Origin of the sequence: Microbacterium sp. S308A+, assembly GCF_049800815.1 — a bacterium.
Classification (GTDB): domain Bacteria; phylum Actinomycetota; class Actinomycetes; order Actinomycetales; family Microbacteriaceae; genus Microbacterium.
Genome location: NZ_JBNAFT010000001.1, coordinates 34682 through 58804, shown reverse-complemented (window position 1 = coordinate 58804; position 24123 = coordinate 34682). Strand labels below are relative to the sequence as shown.

Annotated in this window: 24 protein-coding genes; 14 read left to right on the top strand and 10 right to left on the bottom strand. The window is 70.4% G+C overall.

Features of this window, described 5'->3' with window-relative positions:
* Positions 1-88: 88 nt before the first annotated feature.
* The 3 genes from ACP15J_RS00295 to ACP15J_RS00285 are packed head-to-tail and all read left to right on the top strand — an operon-like array spanning position 89 to position 5912.
* Positions 89-865, top strand: coding sequence for a hypothetical protein (locus ACP15J_RS00295; RefSeq protein WP_424936000.1), 777 nt, complete (start codon positions 89-91; stop codon positions 863-865).
* Positions 865-2490 carry a DNA polymerase Y family protein gene (locus tag ACP15J_RS00290; protein WP_424936001.1) on the top strand — a complete coding sequence of 542 codons (1626 nt, stop codon included), beginning with the start codon at positions 865-867 and terminating at the stop codon, positions 2488-2490. The genes ACP15J_RS00295 and ACP15J_RS00290 overlap by 1 nt, the downstream gene beginning before the upstream one ends.
* Complete coding sequence (locus ACP15J_RS00285) at positions 2490-5912, top strand: error-prone DNA polymerase (RefSeq protein ID WP_424936002.1); 3423 nt, start codon at positions 2490-2492, stop codon at positions 5910-5912. The genes ACP15J_RS00290 and ACP15J_RS00285 overlap by 1 nt, the downstream gene beginning before the upstream one ends.
* A gap of 110 nt (positions 5913-6022) precedes the next feature.
* Here ACP15J_RS00285 and ACP15J_RS00280 read toward each other — a convergent pair whose 3' ends face one another.
* Positions 6023-6400: a hypothetical protein gene (locus ACP15J_RS00280; protein WP_424936003.1), complete on the bottom strand. Its 378-nt coding sequence runs from the start codon at positions 6398-6400 to the stop codon at positions 6023-6025.
* A 112-nt stretch (positions 6401-6512) separates the two neighbouring features.
* The gene (locus ACP15J_RS00275; RefSeq protein ID WP_424936004.1) at positions 6513-7010 is read right to left on the bottom strand and encodes a flavin reductase family protein; all 498 of its coding nucleotides are present in this window, start codon (positions 7008-7010) and stop codon (positions 6513-6515) included.
* A 157-nt stretch (positions 7011-7167) separates the two neighbouring features.
* On the opposite strand from ACP15J_RS00275, the gene ACP15J_RS00270 reads away from it, so the two are divergent.
* Both ACP15J_RS00270 and ACP15J_RS00265 read left to right on the top strand, forming a co-directional pair.
* Complete coding sequence (locus tag ACP15J_RS00270; RefSeq protein WP_424936005.1) at positions 7168-9396, top strand: MMPL family transporter; 2229 nt, start codon at positions 7168-7170, stop codon at positions 9394-9396.
* Positions 9393-9875, top strand: a complete 483-nt coding sequence (locus ACP15J_RS00265; RefSeq protein WP_424936006.1) for a pyrimidine dimer DNA glycosylase/endonuclease V — start codon at positions 9393-9395, stop codon at positions 9873-9875. Before ACP15J_RS00270 ends, ACP15J_RS00265 begins: the two co-directional genes overlap by 4 nt.
* Before the next feature lie 14 nt (positions 9876-9889).
* On the opposite strand, the gene ACP15J_RS00260 is transcribed toward ACP15J_RS00265, so the two are convergent.
* Positions 9890-10363, bottom strand: a complete 474-nt coding sequence (locus ACP15J_RS00260) for a MarR family winged helix-turn-helix transcriptional regulator (RefSeq protein WP_424936007.1) — start codon at positions 10361-10363, stop codon at positions 9890-9892.
* 132 nt (positions 10364-10495) lie between these two features.
* Here ACP15J_RS00260 and ACP15J_RS00255 point away from each other — a divergent pair, with 132 nt between their 5' ends.
* A complete protein-coding gene (locus ACP15J_RS00255) occupies positions 10496-11023 on the top strand; it encodes a YqeB family protein (RefSeq protein ID WP_424936008.1) in 528 nt (175 codons plus the stop codon).
* A complete protein-coding gene (locus tag ACP15J_RS00250) occupies positions 11020-11841 on the top strand; it encodes a hypothetical protein (RefSeq protein ID WP_424936009.1) in 822 nt (273 codons plus the stop codon). The genes ACP15J_RS00255 and ACP15J_RS00250 overlap by 4 nt, the downstream gene beginning before the upstream one ends.
* Before the next feature lie 33 nt (positions 11842-11874).
* Here ACP15J_RS00250 and ACP15J_RS00245 read toward each other — a convergent pair whose 3' ends face one another.
* Together ACP15J_RS00245 and ACP15J_RS00240 are read right to left on the bottom strand one after the other, a co-directional pair.
* Positions 11875-12930 (bottom strand): GNAT family N-acetyltransferase, encoded by a 1056-nt coding sequence (locus ACP15J_RS00245; RefSeq protein ID WP_424936010.1) that lies wholly within the window; start codon positions 12928-12930, stop codon positions 11875-11877.
* A gap of 456 nt (positions 12931-13386) precedes the next feature.
* Positions 13387-13596 (bottom strand): hypothetical protein, encoded by a 210-nt coding sequence (locus ACP15J_RS00240; protein WP_424936011.1) that lies wholly within the window; start codon positions 13594-13596, stop codon positions 13387-13389.
* A gap of 222 nt (positions 13597-13818) precedes the next feature.
* Here ACP15J_RS00240 and ACP15J_RS00235 point away from each other — a divergent pair, with 222 nt between their 5' ends.
* The gene (locus ACP15J_RS00235) at positions 13819-14700 is read left to right on the top strand and encodes an SDR family oxidoreductase (RefSeq protein WP_424936012.1); all 882 of its coding nucleotides are present in this window, start codon (positions 13819-13821) and stop codon (positions 14698-14700) included.
* A gap of 44 nt (positions 14701-14744) precedes the next feature.
* Positions 14745-14963, top strand: a complete 219-nt coding sequence (locus tag ACP15J_RS00230; RefSeq protein ID WP_424936013.1) for a hypothetical protein — start codon at positions 14745-14747, stop codon at positions 14961-14963.
* A gap of 6 nt (positions 14964-14969) precedes the next feature.
* Here the strand turns inward: ACP15J_RS00230 and ACP15J_RS00225 are convergent, their stop codons facing one another.
* Complete coding sequence (locus tag ACP15J_RS00225) at positions 14970-15341, bottom strand: hypothetical protein (protein ID WP_424936014.1); 372 nt, start codon at positions 15339-15341, stop codon at positions 14970-14972.
* Between the two features lie 144 nt (positions 15342-15485).
* Between ACP15J_RS00225 and ACP15J_RS00220 the strand changes: the two genes are divergently transcribed.
* Positions 15486-15824 (top strand): hypothetical protein, encoded by a 339-nt coding sequence (locus tag ACP15J_RS00220; protein ID WP_424936015.1) that lies wholly within the window; start codon positions 15486-15488, stop codon positions 15822-15824.
* Between the two features lie 31 nt (positions 15825-15855).
* Here the strand turns inward: ACP15J_RS00220 and ACP15J_RS00215 are convergent, their stop codons facing one another.
* Positions 15856-16161: a hypothetical protein gene (locus ACP15J_RS00215; RefSeq protein WP_424936016.1), complete on the bottom strand. Its 306-nt coding sequence runs from the start codon at positions 16159-16161 to the stop codon at positions 15856-15858.
* 122 nt (positions 16162-16283) lie between these two features.
* A complete protein-coding gene (locus ACP15J_RS00210; protein ID WP_424936017.1) occupies positions 16284-17660 on the bottom strand; it encodes an Nramp family divalent metal transporter in 1377 nt (458 codons plus the stop codon).
* A 200-nt stretch (positions 17661-17860) separates the two neighbouring features.
* Between ACP15J_RS00210 and ACP15J_RS00205 the strand changes: the two genes are divergently transcribed.
* Genes ACP15J_RS00205 through ACP15J_RS00195 form a run of 3 tightly spaced genes read left to right on the top strand, consistent with a single transcriptional unit; the run spans position 17861 to position 20912 of the window.
* On the top strand, positions 17861-18529 hold the full coding sequence (locus ACP15J_RS00205) for a HEAT repeat domain-containing protein (RefSeq protein WP_424936018.1): 669 nt from the start codon (positions 17861-17863) through the stop codon (positions 18527-18529).
* A 4-nt stretch (positions 18530-18533) separates the two neighbouring features.
* Positions 18534-19541: a MerR family transcriptional regulator gene (locus ACP15J_RS00200; RefSeq protein WP_424936019.1), complete on the top strand. Its 1008-nt coding sequence runs from the start codon at positions 18534-18536 to the stop codon at positions 19539-19541.
* Positions 19542-19568: 27 nt separating this feature from the next.
* The gene (locus tag ACP15J_RS00195) at positions 19569-20912 is read left to right on the top strand and encodes a flavin monoamine oxidase family protein (protein ID WP_424936020.1); all 1344 of its coding nucleotides are present in this window, start codon (positions 19569-19571) and stop codon (positions 20910-20912) included.
* A gap of 37 nt (positions 20913-20949) precedes the next feature.
* On the opposite strand, the gene ACP15J_RS00190 is transcribed toward ACP15J_RS00195, so the two are convergent.
* Together ACP15J_RS00190 and ACP15J_RS00185 are read right to left on the bottom strand one after the other, a co-directional pair.
* On the bottom strand, positions 20950-21954 hold the full coding sequence (locus tag ACP15J_RS00190; protein ID WP_424936021.1) for a hypothetical protein: 1005 nt from the start codon (positions 21952-21954) through the stop codon (positions 20950-20952).
* Complete coding sequence (locus ACP15J_RS00185; RefSeq protein ID WP_424936022.1) at positions 21951-22571, bottom strand: TetR-like C-terminal domain-containing protein; 621 nt, start codon at positions 22569-22571, stop codon at positions 21951-21953. The genes ACP15J_RS00190 and ACP15J_RS00185 overlap by 4 nt, the downstream gene beginning before the upstream one ends.
* A 153-nt stretch (positions 22572-22724) precedes the next feature.
* On the opposite strand from ACP15J_RS00185, the gene ACP15J_RS00180 reads away from it, so the two are divergent.
* Positions 22725-24122: a serine hydrolase domain-containing protein gene (locus ACP15J_RS00180; protein WP_424936023.1), complete on the top strand. Its 1398-nt coding sequence runs from the start codon at positions 22725-22727 to the stop codon at positions 24120-24122.
* Position 24123 lies beyond the last annotated feature (1 nt).

Sequence of the window (24123 nt, the reverse complement as noted above, 5' to 3'; positions counted from 1 at the left end):
GACGCGCGGAGGATCACGCTGTCGGATGTACGAGATAGCATCCCCTCCTGTCTTGAAAGATTCGAAACAATCTTCGAGGATGGAGAGCATGGGGATCACCCTCCGTACCGTCGACACCGGCGAGAGCACGCGCGCCGGCGACATCCTGCGCCTGCGCCAGGAGATCACCCGGATGCAGCGGCGCCGCAGCGACCTGCCGCTCATCCCGGTGCACCCCGCCCTCGCGCCGCTCTTCCCCGAGGGCGGGCTCCAGGTCGGCACGACCTACGCGCTCTCCTCCTCTCCAGGGCTCGTCGCCGCTCTCCTGGCCGCCGCCTCCCGCGACGGCTCCTGGGTCGCGACGGTGGGCATGCCCACGCTCGGCCTGGAGGCGCTCGCCGGGCACGGCGTGGACCTCTCCCGGCTCATCCTCGTCCCCGCGCCCGGCGACCGCTGGCTCTCGGCCGCCTCGGCGCTCTCCGAGGTGGTCCCGCTCATCGCCGTCCGCCCCGGCTCCCGTCTGCGCGACGCGGAGGCGTCCCGGCTCTCCGCCCGGCTCCGCGATCGAGGCTGCACCCTTCTCCTTGTCTCTGCCCCCTGGCCGCAGAGCGAGGGGAGCATCCGCATGCACGACCCGCAGTGGCACGGGCTCGGCGAGGGGTGGGGGCTCCTGGAGGGCTGCGAGGTGACCGTGACCGTGCAGACCCGTCGCTCCCCCGCCCCACGCAGCGTACGAGTCCGGCTGCCCGGGGCTCTCGGCGCCGTTGAGGCAGGGACGAGGGAGGCCGGAGCGACGGGGATCGGAGCGGCGAAACCCCTTGCGCCCGTCAAGCACGACACGGCCGCCGACGCCCCGTCCTTTCCCCCTCTCAGGGCGGTGGTCTGATGAGCGACCGCGCCCCCTCCCGTGTTCTCGTGCTGTGGTTCCCGGACTGGCCGTTGCGAGCGGCGCTGGGCCCCCTCCCCCATCCACCGGTCGCCGTCATGCATGCGAATCGCGTCCTCGCCTGCTCCGCGGCGGCGAGGGAGCACGGCGTGCGCATCGGGCAGCGTCGCCGCGAGGCCCAGGGGCTCCTGCCGTCGCTGCGGCTCCTGCCCGCCGATCCCGCGCGCGACGAGCGCGCGTTCCTCCCCCCGCTCCACGCGATCGAGACCGAAGCTCCTGGTGTGCAGATGCTCCGACCCGGCCTCGCCGTGCTCCGCGCCCGGGGCGTCGCCCGATACCACGGCAGTGAGGACGCGGCAGCACGGGCCCTCCTCGCCCATCTGTCCGCCGCCGGCTACCCCGAGGCGCGCATCGGCATCGCCGATGGGCCCTTCACCGCCGAGGTCGCCGCGAGAGGAGCCGCTCCCTCCCTGCCTTCCGCGGAGGCGGACGGATCCGGATTCCCGGACGCGGTCGATGTCTCCGCGCATCTGATCGTGCCACCAGGGGCTGCCTCGGCCTTCCTCGCCCCCCTCCCAGTACAGGTGCTGCAGGATCCGGAGATCGCGAGCCTGCTCGTCCGTCTCGGCGTCCGCACCCTGGGCGATCTCGCCGCGCTTCCCGCCCTCGATGTTCGCGACCGGTTCGGCGCCCGCGGCGCGCGTCTGCATGCTCTGGCCCGTGGCGCGGACTCGAGGCCGGTGTCGGCCCTTTCCCCCGACCCCGAGCTCGCTGCCGAGATCGAGCTCGAGAGCCCGCTGGCTCAAACGGACCAGATCGCCTTCGCCGTTCGCCGGACCGCGGATGAGATGACCCTCGCGCTCGCCAGCGCCTCGCTCGTGTGCACCGAGGTGCGGATCGACCTCACCGACGACGACGGCGCCGTCTTCTCCCGGGTCTGGCTGCATCCCACCTGCTTCGAGGCCGCCGACCTCGTGGACCGCGTGCGCTGGCAGCTCGAGGCCCTCGCCGCCACGACCATCCCGACGGGCACCGCGCCGTCCGTGGACGACCGCCCCTCCGTCGATGACCGGCCCTTCCGCGGGATCGTCCGGGTGCGGCTCACCCCGATCGCCGTGGACGATGCCGCACATCATCAGCCGGGGCTCTTCGGGCCGGCCGGCGACGAACGCCTCCATCACGCGGTGTCGCGCGTGCAGACCCTGCTCGGTCATGAGGGCGTGGTCGTGGGCACGCTCACCGGCGGGCGCCGACTCGCCGACCGGCAGCAGTTCACTCCCTGGGGAGAGCGCGTGGTCCCCGCGCGCGAGCCCGCGCTCCCGTGGCCGGGGCATCTTCCCGACCCTCTCCCCGCCGAGGTCTTCGTCCCGCTCCGGGCGATCGCGGTGCAGGCCGCCGACGGCGGTGAGGTTCAGATCGATGAGCGCGGTCGGCTCTCCGCACCGCCTGCGATCGTGGACGGCAGCCCCGTCACCGCCTGGGCGGGTCCCTGGCCGGTGCGCGATCGGCGGGGAGACGGCGACGGGGTCCGGGGAGACCGCTTCCAGCTCGTCGACGCCCAGCAGCGGGCCTGGCTCGTGCTGCACGCCGATCGTGCCTGGTGGGCCGAGGGGAGGTATCACTGATGGGCTGGAACAACCCCCCGCTGTCCTGGACCGAGATGGAGCGCACCCTCAGCGGCCGGCCGCCCCTTCACGACGAGCCGGTCGTGGACGCCCCCTCTCGGATGAACAAGCGCGCCCCGGTCTCTCTCGGTCACATTCCCCGCCCCGCCGATGCCATGCCCTACGCGGAGCTGCACGCACACACCTCTTTCTCCTTCCTCGACGGGGCCTCCTCCCCCGCGGAGCTCATCGCCGAGGCGCAGCGGCTCGGCCTCACCGCCTTGGCCATCACCGACCACGACGGCTTCTACGGCGCGGCACGGTTCGCCGAGGCGGCAGAGCAGACGAGCGTGCAGACCGTCTTCGGCGCCGAGCTCTCGATCGGGCTCCCCTCTCCGCAGAACGGCGAGCCCGACCCGGCAGGCGAGCATCTTCTCGTCCTCGCCCGCGGCGAAGAGGGATATCACCGCCTGTCCGCGGCGATCACCCACGCCCAGCTGCGCGGCGGGGTGAAAGGACGCCCGCAGTACGAGTGGGAGGACCTCGCCGGACGGGCGGGAGGCCATTGGACCATCCTCACCGGCTGCCGCAAGGGCGGAGTGCGGCGGGCGCTCGACGCGGGGGGCCCCGGGGCGGCAGGGCAGGCGCTGCGCTTCCTCGTCGACCTGTTCGGCGCCGAGCACGTGGCCGTCGAGCTCATCGACCACGGCGATCCGCAGGACACCCGGCGCAACGACGCCCTCGCCGCCCTCGCCGCCGAACAAGGGCTTCCTGTCGTCGCCACGAACAACGTGCACTACGCCGTCCCGGCCCGTGCCTCGCTGGCCGAGGCGGTCGCCGCCGTGCGCGCCACCCGGAGCATGCGTGACCTGGAGGGCTGGCTCCCCTCCCACGGCTCCGCGCATCTGCGCTCGGGAGCCGAGATGACCGCCCGGTTCGCCCGGTACCCGGGGGCGATCTCAGCGGGCCTCCGGATCGCCGCCGAGAGCGCTTTCCCTCTGCGACGCGCCAAGCCGGCCCTCCCCACCATGAAGGTCCCCTCCGGCCACACCCCCATGAGCCACCTCCGCGCCCTGGTCTGGGCCGCGGTCCCGGAGAAGTATCCGAACCTGACGGAGAAGGGACGGGCGCGGATCGAGCGCGAGCTGGCCGTGATCGAGGAGAAGGACTTCCCCGGCTACTTCCTCATCGTGCACGGCATCGTCACCGAGGCGAAGACTCGCGGGATCCTGTACCAGGGCCGGGGCTCGGCCGCGGCGAGCGCGGTCTGCCATCTCCTGGGCATCACCGCGATCGATCCGATCGGGTACGACCTCCCCTTCGAGCGGTTCCTCGCGACCACGCGCACCGAGGAGCCCGACATCGACGTGGACTTCGACGCCAGCCGGCGCGAGGAGATCATCCAATGGGTGTACGACGAGTACGGGCGGGACTGCGCGGCGCAGGTGGCGAACGTCATCCAGTACCGCCCGAAGAACGCGGTCCGCGACATGGCCAGAGCCCTGGGCTACTCCCCCGGCCAGCAGGACGCCTGGTCGCGACAGGTGGAGCGATGGGGGCTCGACCTGTCGCCTTCGCCCGACAACGACATCCCGGACGAAGTGGTGCACCGTGCCGCCGAGCTGCTGAAGGCGCCCCGGCATCTGGGCATCCACTCAGGCGGGATGGTGCTCACCCAGCGCCCCGTGGGCGAGGTCGTCCCGGTGGAGCACGCCAGGAAGGAGAAGCGGACCGTCATCCAATGGGACAAGGACGACGCGGCCTGGATGGGACTGGTGAAGTTCGACCTGCTGGGGCTGGGCATGCTGGCGGCTTTGAGACACTGCTTCGACCTGATCGTCGACGCCACCGGGGAGCGCTGGACGCTCGACACCATCCCCAAGCATGAAGAGGCCGTCTACGACATGCTGTGCCGGGCCGACACGATCGGGGTGTTCCAGGTGGAGTCGCGCGCTCAGATGGGCCTGCTCCCCCGACTACGTCCTCGGAAGTTCTATGAGCTCGCCGTCCAGATCGCGCTCATCCGTCCGGGGCCCATCCAGGGTGGCGCCGTCCATCCGTTCGTCCGCCGCAAGCTCGGGCAGGAGGACGTGACCTACGCGCATCCTCTCCTGGAGCCGGTCCTGGAGCGAACCCTCGGCATCCCCGTGTTCCAGGAACAGCTCATCCAGATGGCCACGACGCTCGGGAACTGCACCGCCGACGAGGCCGACACCCTTCGCCGGGCGATGGGCTCCAAACGAGGGCTGGAACGGATCGACAGCATCCGCGAGAGCCTTTATGCAGGGATGGCGAGCCACGGCCTCGACCGGGAGGCCTCGGATCGCATCTACGCGCAGATCCAGGCGTTCTCCGACTTCGGGTTCGCCGAGTCGCACTCGCTGTCCTTCGCCCTGCTCGTGTATGCGAGCTCCTGGCTCAAGCTGCATTACCCCGCCGCTTTCCTGGCCGGTCTCCTCCGTTCACAGCCGATGGGCTTCTACTCCGCGGCGACCCTCACCGGCGACGCCCGGCGCCATGGCGTCGAAGTGCGTCGTCCCGATCTGCACCTCTCGGCCGCGACCGAGACCCTGGAGCCACTGACCCCCAGCGGGAAGAACAGAGGGCAGAGCACGGCGGAGACCCGCGTCGCGCCCACGGGCCGCGCCTCGTGCGTCGAAGGGGACCACCCTCCCCCGGGGGACTTCGATCCCGACCGTCCGGACGAGAGCGCCTCGCACCGCCGTGATGGGCGCTTCGCCGTACGCCTCGGCCTTTCCGGAATCACCGGCATCGGCGAGGAGACCGCGAGAAGGGTCGTGGCCGAGCGCGACCGGAGCGGACGTTACCGTGACCTCCACGACCTCGTCCGGCGTGCCGACCTCACCGCGGCCCAGCTGGAGGCCCTGGCCACGGCCGGCGCCTTCGACGGCTTGGGTCTCACCCGCCGCGAGGCGATCTGGCTCGCAGGCTCCGCCGCCGAGGACCGTGTCCGCTACCTGCCCGACACGACGATCGCGGTGCAGCCGCCCCTGTTTCCCGACCAGAGCAGCCGAGAGATCCTCGTCGCAGACCTGTGGGCGACGGGAGTCTCCACCGACGACCATCCCCTGGCTCATTTCCGCGAGGAGCTCAATGCCCGGGGCGTCCTGCCCTCCTCCCTCCTGCGCGCAAGCGAACACGTCGGCCGGCGTGTGGAGGTGGCGGGCCTGGTGACCCACCGGCAGCGGCCCACCACTGCCAGCGGGGTGACCTTCCTCAACCTCGAGGACGAGCACGGCCTCGTCAACGTGGTGTGCTCGCAGGGGGTGTGGACCCGCTACCGGCGGATCGCCAGGGAGTCACCCGCGCTGATCGTCCGCGGCATCCTTGAGCGCTCTCCCGAAGGGGTGGTCAACGTGCTCGCCGACGCGCTCGACGTGTTGCACGTCGGCGTGCCCCACCGTTCCCGGGACTTCCAATGACCACGGCTTCCAACGACCCACGACTCCCCGGGCCAGGGCTTCCCACGGCGACCGTGCCGCCTCGTCTCGAGCTCCGAGACCACGACTCCCCGACGCCGACGCCGACGGCTTCACCAGAACCGCTCGGCGGTCTCCCTCGGGGGACGATCGATCCCGCCCCACTGCGCGGCCTGGGCTCCCGCCGTGGCCGCCGCCTGCTCGGCACCGGAGAGGGCGATGCCCGCCCCCGCGGCCGGGAGGTCGGGGAAGGCGCCGAGCGACACGAGCGCCAGCTCGGTGAGCGCCTCGCCTGCCTCGTCGACCCGGATCGTGCAGGAGGTCACCCGTGCCCGACCCGACGGGACGACCACGGAGGCGACAGGGAACACGTAGCGCACACCCGGCGATGTGCGCAGCGTCCAGGCCTCACCGACGGCCGCGCCGTCGAGCTCGACGACCTCGCCGACAGCCAAGGGCACCGGCAGGGGGAGGAGCAAGGCGACGGTCATGTCTCCACCCTCGCCCACCCTCGGGCGGAGGGCAAGCCCCTCTCGTCGAGCCCGCCTTCATCGGAGCCGTCCCGCACGGAGGTCTCAGGGGACGGGCTCAGAACGACGAAGCTCAGGACGGGAGAGCCAGTCGGTCGTAGCGACGGTCGTGGTAGAGCAGCGGGTCGCCCTCGCTTCCGGGCAGCACCTCGAGGACGTCCGCGAGGACGAGGGCTGATCCACCGACCGACAGCGTCTCGCGGACAGTGCAGCGCAGTGCCGCACGAGCGGCCGGCAGATAGGGCTCGCCGGTGGGAAGAGTCCGCCACCCCTGATCGGGGGTGAACCGCGGCTGCCCGGAACGTGCGAAGGCATCGGCGATGCCTTCCTGGCCGACGGCGAGGAAGTGCACGACCATGCTGGGGGCGGCGAGGATGCCGCCTGCGCTGCCGGTGGCCTTAGTGACGGAGAAGACGAGCACGGCGGGATCCGCGCTGACCGAGGCGACGCTGGAGAGCGTCAGGCCGACGAGGCCGTCCGGCGCTGCGGCGGAGACCAGCGACACCCCTGCCGGATGATGGCGGAAAGCGCCCTTGAACTGGTCGGAGATCTCCGCGCTCGTGACGGTCATCGTGTCCTCTCATCCGGGCGCCAGGGGTGCGACGCCCTTCCCTCACGTTAGAAGCTCAACCATGGTTGAGGACAAATCCTTCCCTCGCCGCAACGGGCCACGGCCGGCGCCTGCTACCCTTTTCACTAGCTTTTCTAGCAAAAGATAGGCGGATGCGATGAATGAGCCCCTTCCCGAGTCCCAGGTCGGTCACCGGGTGGAAACGACACGCGCGCGGCGATCGCCGCGACGATGGTGGCGCCCTCTCCTCTCCGCCCTGATCGTGCTCGCCTGGCTCGCCGCGGCGGGCATGGGAGGCCCGCTCTTCGGGAAGGTCTCCGAGGTCTCCTCCAACGACCGCACCGCCTATCTGCCCTCCTCCGCCGAGGCCACCGAGGTGAACGCGGTCCTCCCCGACTTCCTCGGCGAGGACATCATCCCCGCCGTCGTGGTCTTTCGCGCGGACCGCCCTCTCGAGGAGGCCGACCGCGCCGCCCTGCAGGACGGACTCGCTGTCGCCCTCACACAGGCCGGGATCGCCACGGACACCTCGCCGGTGATCCTCTCCGATGACGCCCGTGCGGCGCAGGCGTTCGTCCCGCTCGATGCCGAGAGCGAGGTGGCCGACGAGGTGCGCACCCTGAGCGCGGCGCTCGACGCCGAGGCTCCCGACGGCATCCGCGCGTTCGTGACCGGCCCCGCGGGCTTCACCGCCGACCTCGCCGCCGGTTTCGCCGGAATCGACGGGCTTCTCCTCGGCGTCGCCCTGCTCGCCGTCCTCGTGATCCTCATCCTCGTCTACCGTTCGGCACTCCTGCCGATCGTGGTGCTCAGCACCAGCCTCTTCGCCCTGTGCACCGCGCTCCTCGTCGTCTGGTGGCTCGCGAAGGCTGAAGTGCTGCTGCTGAGCGGCCAGACCCAGGGCATCCTGTTCATCCTCGTGATCGGCGCCGCCACCGACTATGCGCTGCTGCTCGTCGCACGGTTCCGTGAGGAGCTGCGACGGACACAGGACCGTGGCCTCGCGGTCGGACGAGCGGTCCGAGGATCGATCGAGCCGATCCTCGCATCCGGCGGGACCGTGATCGCCGGGCTCCTCTGCCTGCTGCTGAGCGATCTGAAGTCCAACAGCACGCTCGGCCCGGTCGCCGCGATCGGGATCGTCTTCGCGATGCTCTCTGCGCTCACGCTCCTTCCGACCCTGCTCTTCGCGTTCGGTCGAGCAGCGTTCTGGCCGCGCCGGCCACGGTTCGAACCCGACGCGCGGGGCACGGATGCGCCGGGGACCGGTCTCTGGAGCCGGGTGGCCACGCTCGTCCGACGCCGCCCCCGGACCGTCTGGGTGGTCACCGCCGCCGTCCTCGCCCTGGCCGCGGCCGGCGTCTCACAGCTCGACGCCCAGGGCGTGCCGCAGTCCGAGCTGGTACTCGGCCGCTCCGATGCCCGCGAAGGCCAGCAGGTCCTCGGCGAGCACTTTCCCGGCGGCTCCGGCAGCCCCGTCTACGTCCTCGTCGACGAGGTCAGGCTGCAAGAGACCGCGGACATCGTCGCCAGCACAGACGGCATCGAGGAGGTCGCTGTCACGAGCACCGACTCGCCGAGCGGCTCGGCGCCGATCACCTCCGATGGCATCGCGACCGTGGGGCCGCCTGGGGCCGCCCCGCCCGAGCCGACGGTGCGCGATGGAAGGATCCTCCTCCAGGCGACCCTCCGGGATGCACCGGACTCCGATGAAGCCGCCGACACGGTGCTCCTCCTCCGCGACGCACTCGCCCCGACCGGAGCGATCGTCGGCGGCGCCACCGCCACCTCCGTCGACACCGACCGGGCATCGATCCACGACCGGACCCTGATCATCCCCATCGTGCTCGGGGTGATCCTGATCATCCTCATGCTCCTGCTCCGTTCGATCCTCGCCCCGATCCTGCTCATGCTCACCACCGTGCTCTCGTTCGGAAGCGCGCTCGGGGTCGCCGCGCTCATGTTCAACGGCGTCTTCCGCTTCCCCGGCGCGGACCCTGCGGTGCCGTTGTTCGGCTTCGTCTTCCTCGTCGCCCTGGGCATCGACTACAACATCTTCCTCATGACCCGGGTGCGCGAGGAGACGAAGCGGCACGGCACCAGGGAGGGGATCGTCCGCGGCCTGTCGATCACCGGCGGGGTGATCACGTCCGCCGGCCTCGTCCTCGCCGCCACCTTCGCCGCGCTCTCGGTGATCCCTATCCTCTTCCTCGTGCAGATCGCGTTCATCGTCGCCTTCGGCGTACTGCTGGACACCTTCGTCGTCCGGTCGCTCCTGGTGCCCGCGCTCGCCTACGATCTCGGACGCGTGATCTGGTGGCCCTCCCGCCTCGCTCGGGATCAGGGCGAGAGCGGATCGGGTGAAGGACAGGGGCCCCAGGCATGAGGATCTGGTCGCTCCACCCGCGGCACCTCGATCGCGCAGGCCTGGTGGCCTGTTGGCGAGAGACCCTCCTCGCCCAGGCGGTGCTCGCCGAGCGGACCCGGGGGTATCGCCATCACCCGCAGCTGGAGCGATTCCGGGCGGCCGACGATCCGCTGCAGACGATCGGCCGTTATCTCGCCACCCTCGCCGACGAGGCGGACCATCGCGGATACCGCTTCGATCGCGCGAGGATCGATCGCCCGCGCCCCTCTCCGGACGAGGTCGTCGAGCCCTCCGCGCCCGCGCTCGAGGTCACCGAGGGACAGCTGATGTTCGAATGGCAGCATCTCGGACACAAGCTCCGCCTCCGCAGCGCACAGGACGCGGAGAGCTGGGCCTCGACGTCACCGACCCCGCACCCGCTGTTCCATGTCATGCCCGGCCCGGCGGCCTCCTGGGAGCGGGCGCTCGGCGACCGGCCTGACGACCCGCCACGCTGAGGACCGAGCGCTCGTCAGGCCCCAGCGCTGCCCGGGTCCAGTGCACGGCCCAGGGCGTCGAGCACGCGGGCGGCGGCGACGAGCTCGTCGTCGTCGAACGCGGCGAGCTCGGCGCGCATCACGGCCAGTCGCTCCCCGAAGAGTCGAAAGAACTCGGCTTTCGCGGCAGGAGTGAGCAGGACGGACCGCGCCCGACGATCGGTGGGATGGGGCTCGCGACGCACATGTCCCGAGAGGGTGAGCCGGTCGAGGAGCTTCGCGGTCGACGCGGTCGAGATACGCAGATGCCGCGCGATGTCGGCAGGAGTGACCGTACGCCTCTGCTCCTCACGGATGATGAGCAGGCGCAGTGCCGCGATATCGGTGATGTTCATGTCCATCCCGAGCTTCATGCCGCTGCTCATCCGGTCGTGCGCGTCTCCGAAGTCGCGGACCGCGCGAAGGACCGCCCGCTCGACGGCCTCCCGGTCCGGGGGCGATGCATGCACGCTGGGCTCCTCTCCGCTCCGCCTGCATCTCCATCATCGCGCCGGAACGCGGCCGCGGGAGACGACACGGCCGTTCCGGCGGGCAACCCTCGGAGGTCAATTACTATCGCTACTGTTACGATCGTTTATATTATGAACGAAAAGATTGCCCCACCCTCCCCCGCGGACGACGATCGCGAGACGGTGCTGCGGATGACCACCGAGACCAAGGTATTCCTCTGGGTGACCCTCGGGCTCGCCGGCGTCGGGCTCGGGCTCATCCTGCCCTGGCTGCTGTCGTGGGCGACGAAGCTGCCGATCCCGTTCCTCGACGTCCTCACCTTCCTCGGCTCGATCGAGGCGCCGATCATGGTCGTCGGACGCCCTGCGGTCTTGGCTCTGATCGGCCTGGTCATCGCTTTCTTCCTCACCCACGAGAGCGCGATCCTGCGGATCTCGGACCGACAGATCGTCGTCATCCAGGGCGACGACCAACGGATCATCGCCCGCAGCCAGGTGGCCGGCGTGCATCAGCGCGCCGGGAAGGTGAAGATCGAGGCCGCCGAGGGACGCGTGCTCTTCGAGGACGACGTCGAGGGAGGACGGGCCACCATCGCCGCAGCCTTCCGGGATCACGGCTATCCCTGGGAGGGGACGCCCGAGGGCGAGGCGGCCCGATGAGCGCCCTCGATGTCGCCCCCCGCACCGTCGTCGAGTGCTGTTTCGACGCCTCGGGCACAGCGGCGCTCTCGTTCGTCTACGACGTCGGCCTCGCTGTCGGCGTCGCCGAGCAGGCCGTCCGGCTCGCGATCCGCCGCCTCGCGGATGCCGGCGTCCTCATCCAGGAGGGACGGGGGCGACGGGGTCTGATCCGACTGCTGCCCGCAGGAGTCGAGCGCCTGGCCGCAGACACGCGTGCCGTGGCCTTCGCGTACGCTCAGGACGCGGGGTCGCTCGCCTGGGATGGGATCTGGCGCCTGCACACCTTCTCGATCCCGGAGCAGGAGCGCGCGACCCGAGATGCGCTCCGACGGACGCTGGTCGACCTCGGCACCGCCCCCCTGACCCCCGGCGTCTATGTCACCCCCCACGACCTCTGGTCCGACCTCTCGCGAGAACTCCCTGCAGAGACCCTTCGGCAGCTTTACACCGCGACGGCGACCGAGATCGTGGGGCCGGGATGCGAGACCCCGCTCGCCGTCGCAGAGAGGCTCTGGCCCGCCGCCGAGACGATCGCCGCGTACCACGCCCTCTCCCAGTTCCTCGACGAGGCGCGGGCCCCCGCCCTCGACGCCGGCCGCGCCCAGCAGATGGCATACGCGCTTCGTCTCGCAGAGGGCCTGGGGCAGGGGCTGACCGTGGATCCGTTGCTGCCGCCGGAGCTCCGGACGGAGCCGTGGCCGCCCGCCAAGGTGCGCGCGCGGTTCCTCGACGCGTGGGAGCGCCTGGAGCACCGGGCACCGGATCTCCCCGTCCTGCGCACCTGGTCTCCAGGCTGAACCACTCCGCTGCCCGTCGAGGATCACCGCGGGTCAGACCTCCTTGACAAGGCTCACTGAGCGGCTCACGGTGCGGAAGCCCAGACGTTCGTATAGAACGACCGCTCCTGTCAGGCTCTCTGCGTCGACGTCGAGGACGGCGGCGGCGAGTCCCTCGGCACGGAACCCCGCCATGGCCCGAACGAGCAGCGCAGGGGCGAGACCGCGTCCGCGCCAGGCCTTGCGAACACCGAGCAGCTCGATGTATCCGAAAGAGCTCCCACGCGCCTCCCAGTCCTCCGGTGTCACCTCGGAGATCACAAAGGCCACGACCTCCTCCGCCCCGTCCGCCCCGGGCGCGATCGCGACGAAGGAGAGGTCAGGGCGGGCACCGGCTTTCTTCTCCTCTTTCACCCATTCGCGCTCGCTCGCAGGCTGGGAGCCCCAGTGATCGCGGAACGCCTCGTTGTATGCACGCCGCGTCGCCTCCCTCCACTCACCGTACGGTTCGAGACGGACAGAAGGATCGAGGGCGACGTCCGGAAGCGGCTCATGGAGCGGACGCTCCAACTCCAGCCACCAGCGCTTGGTCTCATAGCCATGACGGTGCATGAGCGCGATGGCCCCAGTCGAGTGCTCTTCCGCTCCGGTCGAGAGCCAGCCGGGGAGCCTTTCATCGCGCGTTGCGAGGATCTGTCGGCCGCGGGCTTCCAGCCAGGCAAGCAACGCCGCCCCGATCCCCTCTCCCCGCCGGTCCGGGTGGACCCCGCCGTCGAGGGACAGCCAGACCACGGTGGCATGCTCATCACCCAACGTCGCCATGCCGTACGCGACCGCGGCCCCGCCCTCATCGATCGCGATCGCGGTGTCGGTCGCGAGATCGAGTCCGGGCGTGTCGTAGATCTCCTCGATCTCCTCCGCTGTGGTGACGCTTTTCGGAGCGTCCACCGCATCGCACGAGCGCTGGAGGGTGAGAAGGAGAGCCGCGTCCTCACGAGCGATCCGTCGCCAGCGCAGCCCCTCGGCATCTGCGGGCAGGCGAGCTTCGATCGGCGCGCTCACCCGGTCACGGAGAGGCAGAAGGGCACGGGCATCTAATCGTTCATTCATGCAACGACCGTATCGAAGTCGTTATTTGTGCGCCCTGGGAAGCTCCCCCTGCTCCCCATGGCCCGTTTGGCACCGACATGGTCCCCGGAGCGCATCCAGGCCGCCAGACCCGTCCCGTGGGACGAGACGCTGCGGCGGAATATCCTGGGCCCGACCATGCACAACGTCCCGGCTCCCGGACGGCCCGGCGCAGACTCTGCTCTGTGGAACATCCCCGCGACCAGGGAGCTCTACTCCGGGTTCCCCGGCCAGGCCGAGGCGCATCTCACCGGATCGGTCGTGCAGTTCCCGGCGATCGGCGGCCCGCCCGACATCGAGGCGCCCGGCGGCAGCCATCTCCCCTCGAGGGATGCGCGTGCGGCCCATCTAGGGCCGGACCCTCGGCATGGCGCAGAGCGCCGGATGCGTGAGGAAGGGCGACGTCCGTCCGGAACGAGACGGACGTCGCCTGCCGCTTCAGTCCCGGTCTCCGAACTCGTCCTCTTCGCGCTGCTCGCGCTCCGCGGCGTCGATGGCCTTGTCGATGGCCCGCTCGCGGTCCGCTTCCGCCTCCTCGGCCTCACCGCGCGCCTCGAGCTCCTCGTCGTCCATGGCCGTGCCGAGTCCCCGTTTCGCTCTTCCTGCGAGCTCCTCCGCCGTGTGCGTGGCCTTGTCTGCGAGCCCCATGGCCAGCTCCTTTCCGTGTCCTGTGCCCGGCGTGATCGGCGCCGGTTCTCCACGGTGCCCGTGATGCCGTGACGGCACGAGGAGGTTGACAGGGGCGCAGAGGACTGACGGGACGCTGCCGGCAGCAGTGACGCACACAGGCAAGGGAACGAACCATGCAACGAGCAGCCATCGCCGTCAACCCCCTCCGTGCGATCCGCCGCCCGAACTATCCTCCCGGGCATGAGCTACGAGATGACAGATCCGCGATCGAAACACCGATTCGATCCTCCCCCGGAGGTCGACACGGGTCAGCCGGGGCTCCTCCGCGAGACCGTGCCCCGCCCTGACCACGGCGAGAAGACCTACCGCGGATCGGGGCGGCTCCCCGGCCGTCGCGCCCTTATCACCGGGGGCGACTCGGGCATCGGCCGCGCCGTCGCGATCGCCTTCGCCCGCGAGGGCGCCGACGTCGCCCTCAGCTACCTCCCCGAGGAACAGGCGGACGCGGAGGAGACCGTGCAATGGGTCCGCGCGGAGGGAAAGCAGGGCATCCTGCTCCCGGGAGACGTCACCAACGAGCAGCATTGCGCCGATCTCGTCGCCGACGCGGCGGACAGCCTGGGCGGCCTCGACATCCTCGTGCTGAACGCCGCGTACCAGCGCAACCGAGAGGACATCGCCGATATCCCGACGGCAGAGTTCGACCGCGTGATGAAGACGAATCTCTACGCGCCGTTCTGGCTCGTCCGCGCCGCTCTGCCTCGCCTCTCCCCCGGGTCCTCCGTGATCGTGACGACCTCGATCCAGGGCTTCGACCCGTCGCCGGGTCTGTTCGACTACGCGCTCACGAAATCGGCTCTCGTCGCCTTCGTGCAGATGCTCGCGGAGCAGGAGGGGAAGAACGGCATCCGCGTCAACGGCGTGGCGCCGGGACCGATCTGGACTCCGCTGATCCCCGCGACCGGATGGCCCACGAAGCTCCCCGGCTTCGGCCAGAACACCCCGCTCGGGCGGCCAGGACAGCCGGCGGAGCTCGCCGGCGCCTATGTCTTCCTCGCCTCGGAGGACGCGTCCTACGTCTCCGGCGGGATCCTCCCCGTCACCGGCGGCCGCCACCTCTGAACACCATCCCTCTGAACGCCATCCATCCGAACAGAGCGAAGCCGATGAGTGTCGAGCACCGAGAGCCGGCGATCGAGCGCGGGGAACCCGCCGACGAGGACCGCCCCGCCGATCCGGACCTCGAGGAAGCACAGGAGGCTCCGCCGAGCGCGCCCTATGTGGACGGAGAGCGGCGGGACGGGTACCCCGAGGAGACCGCGGGCGAAGACGTCCCGCCGCTGGCCGAGGACACTCCCGGCTCGGCTGTGCCGGGCCGGGAGTGATCGCCGCTACTCGCTCTTCTCCTCGTCGTCCGCGGTCTCGGCGTCCGAGGCCTCCTCACCCGCCCGCCCCGTCGCCCGGAGGATGTGCTCCTGCTTGAGCGCGATCCCCCCGGAGGTGTTCGCAGACTGTGCGAGATCGCGGATGAGATGCCCGTCGAGAGCCGGACCCTCCGACTCACCGAACTCGAAGCGCAGCGGGATCGAGGGGTGCAGCCAGATCGTCGTCCGGCCAGGCGCCTCGTCCTCGTTGTGCTGAAAGGAGAGGGTGAAGCTCTCGTTCCGCCGGAGCTTGGTCGCGATGACGACCTTCAGGTGAGCCAGGACGTGGTCCTCGATGTGGATCGGCGTCTCTCCACCGCCGTAGTAGATGGTGCCCATGGGCCTTCCTTCCTGCTCCGTGCGCCTGAGCGCTACCGGAGGCGATGGGGGATGTCAATGCCCTGCTATTTGATCGCACTCGGAGGAAGATGGGAACCGGGGACGGACACGGACAAGCACTTCGGCACGCAAGGAGGGCGCTGCATGGGCCGGTTTTTCTACGAGGGTGAGATTCGAGCCGAGTTCGACGACCGAGAGCTCGCGCATCTGCAGATGGTCATCGCGAACAAGCTCCGGCGTGGGGAGCCGTTCTACTTCACCTGGACCGACGACCCGAGCATCGGATACGGTCGGACCTCGGTGTGGCTACACCCGTCGAGCACCCTGGTCTTCAAGTTCCATGGGAGTCGACGCCCGCCCCTGAACCGGCTCTGGGTCGATGCGCTCAGCCATCTCGCGAACACGCCCGCAGGCCTGCGCCTGATCCCCGAACCGGCCAAGGTCGTGGAGATGCAGGTGGACGACAACGGGATGATTCCCTGACGCCGACACGGCCCCTGACGCCGCCACGACCTCAGTCCGGGGGTTCAAGGAGGCCCCCGTCACCGTGTGCACGACTGTGCACCCCCGCGGCACCGGAGTCATCGTCCGCCTCGCTCCCGGCGGAGCCGCCGTGACCTTCGGCAGGTTCGCTCTCGGTAGGGCGCGCCCCGCCTTCGGTGTCGTCCTCGTTCGCAGGACCCGTGGAGGCCGATCCGCCCGCTTCCTCTGGCGGATCGGCCGTCTCCCGGCCCTCCTCCTCGGCGGGAGCGCCCTCCCGGCCGGCACGCTGACGGTGCACATGAGGCGGGAGAAGACCCTCGTCATAGATCTCGCTCATGCTCACTCCTTTCGTCGTCTCCTGTCCCAGGGTCCCCTGGCGCGAGGAGCGACGCGAGGGGGTTGACAGGACGCTTTTCCGCACGGCGCGTTCGATGATCCGATGACGTCGAGGGAGGGCGCCTAGGACCCGAAGAGGACGTAATAGCAGCCATACCCGCCCGCGACGCACATGATCGCCGCCGTCAGCCAGCCGAGAACACGAGCGACGCGACCGTTGCGGTACCTGCCCATGATCCGCCGGTCGTCCGTGACGAGCATGAGGACGATGAGGAACGGCCCCGCGGCGATGCCGTTGACGACCGCGGAGATCACCAGGAGGTCCATCGCGTTCACATCCAGCAGCGCGAGGACGATCGCCAGGACGAGCCCGCACAGCAGGAGCGCGTAGAACGTCTTCGCCCGGTGAGGCTTGCGGTCCAGGCTCCACGGCTTGCCGAGGAGCGCGGCGAACCCCGCGGCGCCGGACGCGGCGAGCACAGGGACCGCGAGCATGCCTGCGCCGATGAACCCCAGCGCGAAGAGGATCCCTGCATAGTCTCCGGCGATCGGCTTGAGCGCGGCCGCGGCCTCGGCCGCGGTCCCGACCGGGCTCCCTTCCTCGCCGAGGGTGGCTGCCGTCCCGACGATGATCGCGAACATGATCGCCACGGAGAAGAGCATCCCCGTGATCACGTCGATCCGTCCGAGCAGGAGCATTCGCCGCGCGTCCTTGGCCGGCCGAGCGGACAGACGCTGCGTCCGCGCGTCTCCGTCCTCGCTGCGCGAGCGCATCATCTCCTCCTCCTGCCCGCTCTGCCAGAAGAACATGTACGGGCTGATGGTGGTGCCGAGCACGGCGACGACGAGGCCGAGGTAGCCTGGCTCCATGACGAGCCGGGCCCCGACGAGTCCTGCCAGCACCTCGCCCCAGTCGACCTGCGCGACCGCGAGGACGGCCACGTAGGAGAAGAGCGCCAGGCATAGCCACTTGAAGATCCTCGAGATCCAGGCGAAAGAGCCGCGCACCACGACCACGGTGATGACGATGCCAGCCAGCAGCGACCACAGCGGCGCAGGACCGGCGTGGACGAGCTCCATGCCCTGTCCGATCGCCATGAGGTCGGCCGCCGCGTTGACGCCGTTGGCCACGAGCAGCGCGGCGAGGAGGATCGCGATCCAGACCCGCGCGCCACGGGCGAAACGCCGGCGGATGAGGGCGCCGAAGGAATCGCCGCTCGCGTAGGTCATCCGCTCGCACGCCTCCTGCACGACGATCATCAGCGGAAGCGACACCGGCACGGTCCAGAGCAGTCCCATGCCATAGGTGGCTCCTGCCTGCGCATAGGTGGCGACTCCCGAGGGGTCGTCGTCGGCCGCTCCCGTGACGACCCCTGGTCCGATGGTGCGGAGCGCAGCGCGGAGGCCGCCGCTCTTCTTCTCCGATCCGCCCTCCGCACCCGTCGAGGTCTCGTCCGAGGCGTCGGCGACATCCGGTCGTTCCTGTTCCCGAGGTGTCATGAGCCCACTCCAGCCCTGCCGCCACGGGTCCGCCAGCACCTTGACGCGGCCTTCGTGGCATGCAATGCCATTCCGGGCTGCCCCTGCGGCGCGACGACCCTATGCTCGACCCTCGTCCGCGTGTCGTCCGTCCCTGCTTCCACGTCGACTTGACCTTGTCACTGTGACAAGGTCTGAGATGGACCCAGGAGGTGGTCACGATGACCAGGAACGACCAGGACATGACGACGCGGCTGACCGACGCCCTCGCCGCGCCCGACGCCTCGATGCGGCTGCAGGCCGCGCTGAGCGCAGGAACACATCCGGAACCGGGATTCGTGCCGGTGCTCATCGCACGAAACGCCGAGGAGCCGGACTTCTTCGTCCGCGACATGCTCACCTGGGCTCTCACCCGTCAGAACCCGGATCTCACGGTCCCGCGCCTGCTCGCCGAGCTCCGCTCCGTGACTCCGCAGGCGCGCAGCCAGGCGCTGCACACGCTCTCGAAGATCGGCGATCGACGTGCCTGGCCCGCCCTCACGCACGCCCTCCTGCACGATCCTGACGACGAGGTGGCTCGCGCCGCCTGGCGCACCGCCGTCGGCCTCGCGCCGGACGAGGCGCGTCCGGAGCTCGCCGAGACGCTGGCGACGCAGCTCGGCCGTGGCGATCGCGAGCTGCAGCGCAGTCTCAGCCGCGCCCTCGCGGAGCTGGGCGACACGGCCGGTCCCGTGCTCCGGCGCGCAGCGGAGTCGCCGGACTCCGCCGTCCGGCTCCATGCGATCGCGACCGAGCGGATCGTGCGCGACCCCGAGGAAGGGTTCGACACCGCGCTCCACGAAGCACGACGCCTGAGCGCGCTGCGCGCGGCGCCGACGGTCGGCGAATGAGCGCATGCTGATCGGCGAGGTCTCCGCACGGTCGGGGGTCAGCACGCGGATGCTCCGGCACTACGACCGGATCGGCCTCGTCTGCCCCACCGCGCGGACGGCCGGCGGGTACCGCCGGTACTCCGAGGACGACGTGCGGCGCCTCTTTCACGTGGAGGGGCTCCGCACGCTCGGACTCGGCCTGAAGGAGATCGCAGACGCGTTCGACGACCCCTCCCTGGCCCCCGCACGCGTCGTCGACCGTCTCCTCGCACAGACCGCGGAGCGGATCGCCCGCGACGAGGAGCTTCTCCGCCGGCTCACCCGTGTCCGGCAGAGCGCGCCCACCGCGTGGTCCGACGTGCTCCGGACGATCGGCCTCCTCCGAGGCCTCGACACCGGCAGCCCCTCCGAGAGACAGCGGACCGCCCTCACGCTCTCCGAGGACGGAGCCGTCGATGTCGGCGTGCTCGTCGAGGCCGCACTCGAAGAGACCGATCCGAACGTCGCCGGCGCTCTGCACTGGGCGATCGCCCGCGCAGGCGATGCCGCAGTCCCCTCCCTCGCCGCCGCATTGGACGCCGCTGACCCGGGTCGCCGCCGCCGCGCGCTCACCGCCCTCGTGAAGCTGGGGAATCCCGCCGCGAGCGCAGCGATCGCCGCGGCGACGGGGCACCCCGACCCGACGATCGCGAACCGCGCGACGCTGGAGCGAGGAGCGCACGGCGATGCCGAGACGATCCCCGCTCTGGTCTCGCTCATCGCCAGCGGCGACGACGACATCGAGGCCGCCGAGGTCCTCGGCCTCCTCGTGGCGACACATCCGGAGATCGAGGCCGCCGCCGTGCGGGCGCTGTCCGCAGCGCTGGACGCCGGTGAACCGGACGCCCGGCTCCGGCTCGCCGCTGCCCTGGCGGAGGTCCCGGGACCGACCGCGCGCAGCCTGCTCGACGCGCTGACCGCGCATCCGGATCACGCGCTCGCCCTCACCGCCACGAGCATCCTGCGCCGCCGCTCTCCGCTCACCGACTAGCATCGGAACGCGCCGCGAGGCGCCTCGATGAGGAGGTCCGAGGTGGAGCGATACGACACGATCGTGGTGGGAGCGGGAGTCTCCGGGCTCACCGCGGCACGGTTGCTGACGCGGGCCGGCCGTCGGGTCGTCGTGCTCGAAGCGCGAGAACGCGTCGGCGGACGCGTCTGGACGGACCGCGCGAACGGCGAGGCCACCGATCTCGGCGCCTCGTGGATCCACGGGATCGACGGAAGCCCGGTCGCCGCGGCGGCCGCAGCGTTCGGGATGCGGACGACGGAGTTCACGGTCGGCGGATATCAGCCCGACAGCCGACCGATCGCCTACTACGGGCCGGACGGGACCAAGCTTGCGGACACCGCCGCGACGGCCTTCGCCGACGACATCCGTACCGTCGACGCCGCCCTGCTCGGCACCGTCGCGAGCTCGGCGCCGGACGCCTCCTATCGCGACGCGACCGAGGCCGCGCTCGCCCTCCAAGGCTGGGACGCTGATCGAACGCAGCGCGTCCGCGAGTATCTGGAGCACCGTTCAGAGGAGCAGTACGGCGCGTGGATCGAGGATCTGGCCGCGCACGGTCTCGACGATGACGCGATCGAGGGCGACGAGGTCGTTTTCCCCGACGGCTACGACCGGCTGCCCCTCGCCCTCGCCACAGGGCTCGACATCCGGCTCGGCCACGTGGTGTCGACCGTCCGCTGGTCGGCGAGAGGGGTTGAGATCGTCACCGATCGCGGGGAGTTCACCGCGGACGGAGCCGTGGTGACCGTGCCCGTCGGGGTGCTCCAGTCCGCAGCCCTCGCGTTCGACCCTCCGCTTCCGGAGCCGATCGCCGAAACCCTCGGACGCCTCCGCATGAACGCCTTCGAGAAGGTCTTCCTCCGTTTCCCCGCCCGCTTCTGGGACGAGGACGTGTACGCCATCCGCCAACAGGGACCCCAGGGACGCTGGTGGCACTCCTGGTACGACCTCAGCCGTCTGCACGGAACACCGACGCTGCTCACCTTCGCCGCAGGGCCTGCGGCGAAGGCGATCCGCGGATGGAGTCCCGACCGGGTGGCGGAATCGGTCCTGGAGCAGCTCCGTCGACTCTTCGGCGATCGCGTCGCGCGTCCCACGGCGGTTCAGGTGACCGCGTGGCAGGACGATCCCTTCGCTCGCGGCAGCTACGCCTACATGACGCGGGGATCGGTCACCTCAGACCACGACGACCTCGCCCGCCCGATCGGCGGCGTCCTCCACCTCGCGGGCGAGGCGACCTGGACCGACGATCCCGCGACGGTTCCCGCGGCTCTCCTCTCCGGCCATCGTGCGGCGGAGAACGTCCTCGGACTCCCGATCCCGGTCGAGGAGGCCTGGGCGAAGGCCTAGGCGCTGCCCCTCACCCGGACGGTGGCGGTCCCGGCGTTCACCCTCGCTCCCCGTCGACGATCTTCCCCTCGCTCCACTCGCGGACGAGCGTGGCGAGGGCCGCCGCCTGCCGCTCCGACAGGGTGGCGGGCAGTTCGTGGGCTGCGCCGGGGGCCAGGAGAAGCCGGTGCTCGCTGCGGTCGTCGATCCGCACGGCGTCGGCGACGATCTCGCCGGCGGGGGTGAAGACCGGGTACTCCCCCAGGTCCTTCGAGCGCACGCCGAGATCAGTGAGCACCAGCCCGTAGACGCCGGCGAGGGTGCTGCCCGTGAAGGCGAGAAGAACGCGCTCGCCGGACTCGAGCGGGAGCTTCTTCTGGAGTTTCGCGAAGTGCTTGACGTGCCTCGGGTCGTCCGGGAGCTTCGCCGCGTCCGAGAGGCCGAGCTCACGCACCCGCCCGCGCAGGTCGGCGGCGGCCACGGGTGCGGGCGCAAGCGCGATCCGGAGCCGTGTGAGCGCCTCGAGGATCGCGACCAGGAGCTCGGCCAGGAGGAGGCCGAGCCCACGCTCCGTGCTGCCGTCGACGAGGGAACGTGCCGCGTCCCAGTCGTAGGAGGCGACGACGCTCCCTGCGATCTCGACCGCTGATCCTGCGATGCCGTCCTGCCCCACGAAGAGCGGGAACTGACGAGGAGTCGCCGTGCCAAAGACCCCGTCGACCTGGTCTTTGACGACCACGCGACGGTCGGTCAGCAGGAAACCCTGCGCCTCTCGGCGTCCGGTGAACCGGTTGGCCACGTCATAGCCGATCCAGGCGACGGGGACCTCGTCTCGGCCCGCGGGCTCGACGAGCATCAGCTGCCGTACCGCTCGCCAGAACACCTCTTCGCTGTCTTCGAACCGCGGATGCCGTTGGCCGGGGATGAACAGGAAGTCGTGTACGCGAGGACTCTCGGAGGCGCGCAGGGCGACAGCGCCGACGAGCGCCGTGTGCACCGCCCGTCGTTCCGAGTCGAGGGCGGCGAGATATCCGTCGAGGGCGTCAGGCGGGGCGGCGGTCATGGACGGTTCCCTTCGGTGTGTGCGTCTTCCTCGGCCCCGAGTCCGCGCAGGACCGAGGAGACGATCGTCTGCTCATATGCCTCGTCGATCGGTGCCATCCCCGGCAGCGTCGCCCGGAACAGCATCGGCGAGTAGAGCTGGTCCACGACGAAGTCCGGATCGGCCACCGGCGCGATCTCGCCCCGGGCGACCGCCCGGTCGAGGATCCTCTTGACCGCTTCGCGCTGGGGACGGATGAACCGCGTCGACAAGGCCTCGGCGGCGATCGGGTCACGGAAGCAGGCGTCGAGGACGAGCGGGATGAGCCCGACGGCGATCGGATCCGTGTACATCTCCCGCTGCGCCCGTTGAGTCACCCGGAGGTCGCCGGCCAGGGAGCCCGTGTCCTCCGAGGGGTCGACGGCGTAGCGCCCGAGCATGACCTCGATGAGGAAGTGCCCCAGGGACACGTAGCGGCGATAGAAGGCGTCTCGCGTGGTGCCCGCGCGTTCAGCGAGCGCCCGGACGCTGAGCTGGAGCAGCGGGTTCTCGGTGATGAGCTCCTGGAACGCGGCGACGAGCGCCTCGTCGATCGCGGGCGTGCGGGGGCGGCCGGCACCCGAGGACTTCTTCGTCATTTCCAGACCAGTGTATGGGAATGTGCGTGCAACGGCGACCTCCGCTCCCGCCGAGGAACCCATCGGCGCTTGTTGGCGTCGAGGACAGAGATCCCCGCCATGTTCGGAGTTCTGCACAGTCCGCACCGCGAGGCCGCGGCGCAGAGTGAACCCATGTCCTCCACCACCGACAACGGCGCTCGGACCCGGATCGACGCCACGCACTGGCAGCAGCGGCTCAACGCACTGGCGACGGAGTACAAGGTCCCCGGAGCGACCCTCGGCATCCTCCGTCTGGGCGAGGACCCGGTCTATGCCCATCACGGCATCCTCAACGTGCGCACCGGCATCGAGACCACCGACGACGCCGTCTTCCAGATCGGCTCGATCAGCAAGGTGTGGACGACGACGGCGGTGATGGCGCTCGTCGACCGCGGACTCCTCGACCTCGACGCACCGGTCACGGACTATGTCCCCGAGTTCCGCGCCTCGGACCAGGACGTCACCGCCTCTGTGACGATGCGACATCTCCTCAGCCACACGAGCGGGATCGACGGCGACGTGTTCACCGACACCGGACGCGGCGACGACTGCCTGGAGAAGTATGTGGCGCATCTCGACGGCGTCGCGCAGAACCACCCTCTCGGCGCGACCATGTCCTACGGCAACTCCGGCTTCGTGCTGGCCGGGCGCGTGATCGAGAAGGTCACCGGCACGACCTGGGATCAGGCGATGCGCGACCTCGTCTACACCCCGCTCGGCCTGAGCTACACCACGACGCTCCCGGAGGAGACGATCATGTACGCCGCCGCGAGCGGTCATACGGTCGACGACGACGGCACGCATCTGGCGCCGGCGTGGATCCTCCCCCGCTCCATGGGGCCCGCCGGGCTGATCAGCTCCCGCGCCGCGGACGTCCTCGCCTTCGCGCGCATGCACCTCGAGGGCGGCCTCGCCGCCGACGGCACCAGCGTCCTGTCCGAGCGGTCCGTCGCGCAGATGCAGGAACGCCAGGTCGACATGCCCAACCCCTACACGCTGGGCGACGCCTGGGGCGTGGGGTGGATCCTCTTCGACTGGAACGGGCATCGCCTCTATGGCCACGACGGCAACACGATCGGCCAGTCGGCGTTCCTGCGCATCCTGCCGGAGGCCGGCCTCGCGGTGACCCTCCTCACCAACGGCGGCAACGCGCGCGACCTCTATCACCGCCTCTACGGCGAGATCTTCCAGGACCTCGCCGGCGTGGCGATGCCCGAGAGCTTCACTCCGCCCGCCGTCCCCTATGCCCCGGACCTCTCTCCGTTCGTCGGCATCTACGACCGCGCGGGAGTCCGCACCGAGGTGTTCGAGCACGAGAGCTCGCTGCGGATGCGGATGACCCAGACCGGCCCTCTCGCCGAACTGGACCCGCACCCCGTCGAGGAGTACGTGCTCGTCCCGGTGCGCGAGAACGAGTTCGCGCTCCGGCTCAAGGACTCGGAGAACTGGGAGGCCGTGGTCTTCTACCGTCTCGAGACCGGAGAACAATACATGCACTTCGGCGTGCGTGCCACTCCGAAGGTGGCCTGAG

Excerpts from the sequence above, each read along its gene's own strand:
- ACP15J_RS00290 (WP_424936001.1), top strand. The coding sequence starts at position 865 with ATGAGCGACCGCGCCCCCTCCCGTGTTCTCGTGCTGTGGTTCCCGGAC.
- ACP15J_RS00270 (WP_424936005.1), top strand. The coding sequence starts at position 7,168 with ATGAATGAGCCCCTTCCCGAGTCCCAGGTCGGTCACCGGGTGGAAACG.
- ACP15J_RS00195 (WP_424936020.1), top strand. The coding sequence starts at position 19,569 with ATGAGGAGGTCCGAGGTGGAGCGATACGACACGATCGTGGTGGGAGCG.
- ACP15J_RS00205 (WP_424936018.1), top strand. The coding sequence starts at position 17,861 with ATGACCAGGAACGACCAGGACATGACGACGCGGCTGACCGACGCCCTC.
- ACP15J_RS00255 (WP_424936008.1), top strand. The coding sequence starts at position 10,496 with ATGAACGAAAAGATTGCCCCACCCTCCCCCGCGGACGACGATCGCGAG.
- ACP15J_RS00235 (WP_424936012.1), top strand. The coding sequence starts at position 13,819 with ATGAGCTACGAGATGACAGATCCGCGATCGAAACACCGATTCGATCCT.
- ACP15J_RS00230 (WP_424936013.1), top strand. The coding sequence starts at position 14,745 with ATGAGTGTCGAGCACCGAGAGCCGGCGATCGAGCGCGGGGAACCCGCC.
- ACP15J_RS00240 (WP_424936011.1), bottom strand. The coding sequence starts at position 13,596 with ATGGGGCTCGCAGACAAGGCCACGCACACGGCGGAGGAGCTCGCAGGA.
- ACP15J_RS00245 (WP_424936010.1), bottom strand. The coding sequence starts at position 12,930 with ATGAATGAACGATTAGATGCCCGTGCCCTTCTGCCTCTCCGTGACCGG.
- ACP15J_RS00200 (WP_424936019.1), top strand. The coding sequence starts at position 18,534 with ATGCTGATCGGCGAGGTCTCCGCACGGTCGGGGGTCAGCACGCGGATG.
- ACP15J_RS00215 (WP_424936016.1), bottom strand. The coding sequence starts at position 16,161 with ATGAGCGAGATCTATGACGAGGGTCTTCTCCCGCCTCATGTGCACCGT.
- ACP15J_RS00295 (WP_424936000.1), top strand. The coding sequence starts at position 89 with ATGGGGATCACCCTCCGTACCGTCGACACCGGCGAGAGCACGCGCGCC.
- ACP15J_RS00180 (WP_424936023.1), top strand. The coding sequence starts at position 22,725 with ATGTCCTCCACCACCGACAACGGCGCTCGGACCCGGATCGACGCCACG.
- ACP15J_RS00285 (WP_424936002.1), top strand. The coding sequence starts at position 2,490 with ATGGGCTGGAACAACCCCCCGCTGTCCTGGACCGAGATGGAGCGCACC.
- ACP15J_RS00210 (WP_424936017.1), bottom strand. The coding sequence starts at position 17,660 with ATGACACCTCGGGAACAGGAACGACCGGATGTCGCCGACGCCTCGGAC.
- ACP15J_RS00265 (WP_424936006.1), top strand. The coding sequence starts at position 9,393 with ATGAGGATCTGGTCGCTCCACCCGCGGCACCTCGATCGCGCAGGCCTG.
- ACP15J_RS00280 (WP_424936003.1), bottom strand. The coding sequence starts at position 6,400 with ATGACCGTCGCCTTGCTCCTCCCCCTGCCGGTGCCCTTGGCTGTCGGC.
- ACP15J_RS00250 (WP_424936009.1), top strand. The coding sequence starts at position 11,020 with ATGAGCGCCCTCGATGTCGCCCCCCGCACCGTCGTCGAGTGCTGTTTC.
- ACP15J_RS00220 (WP_424936015.1), top strand. The coding sequence starts at position 15,486 with ATGGGCCGGTTTTTCTACGAGGGTGAGATTCGAGCCGAGTTCGACGAC.
- ACP15J_RS00185 (WP_424936022.1), bottom strand. The coding sequence starts at position 22,571 with ATGACGAAGAAGTCCTCGGGTGCCGGCCGCCCCCGCACGCCCGCGATC.
- ACP15J_RS00190 (WP_424936021.1), bottom strand. The coding sequence starts at position 21,954 with ATGACCGCCGCCCCGCCTGACGCCCTCGACGGATATCTCGCCGCCCTC.
- ACP15J_RS00275 (WP_424936004.1), bottom strand. The coding sequence starts at position 7,010 with ATGACCGTCACGAGCGCGGAGATCTCCGACCAGTTCAAGGGCGCTTTC.
- ACP15J_RS00225 (WP_424936014.1), bottom strand. The coding sequence starts at position 15,341 with ATGGGCACCATCTACTACGGCGGTGGAGAGACGCCGATCCACATCGAG.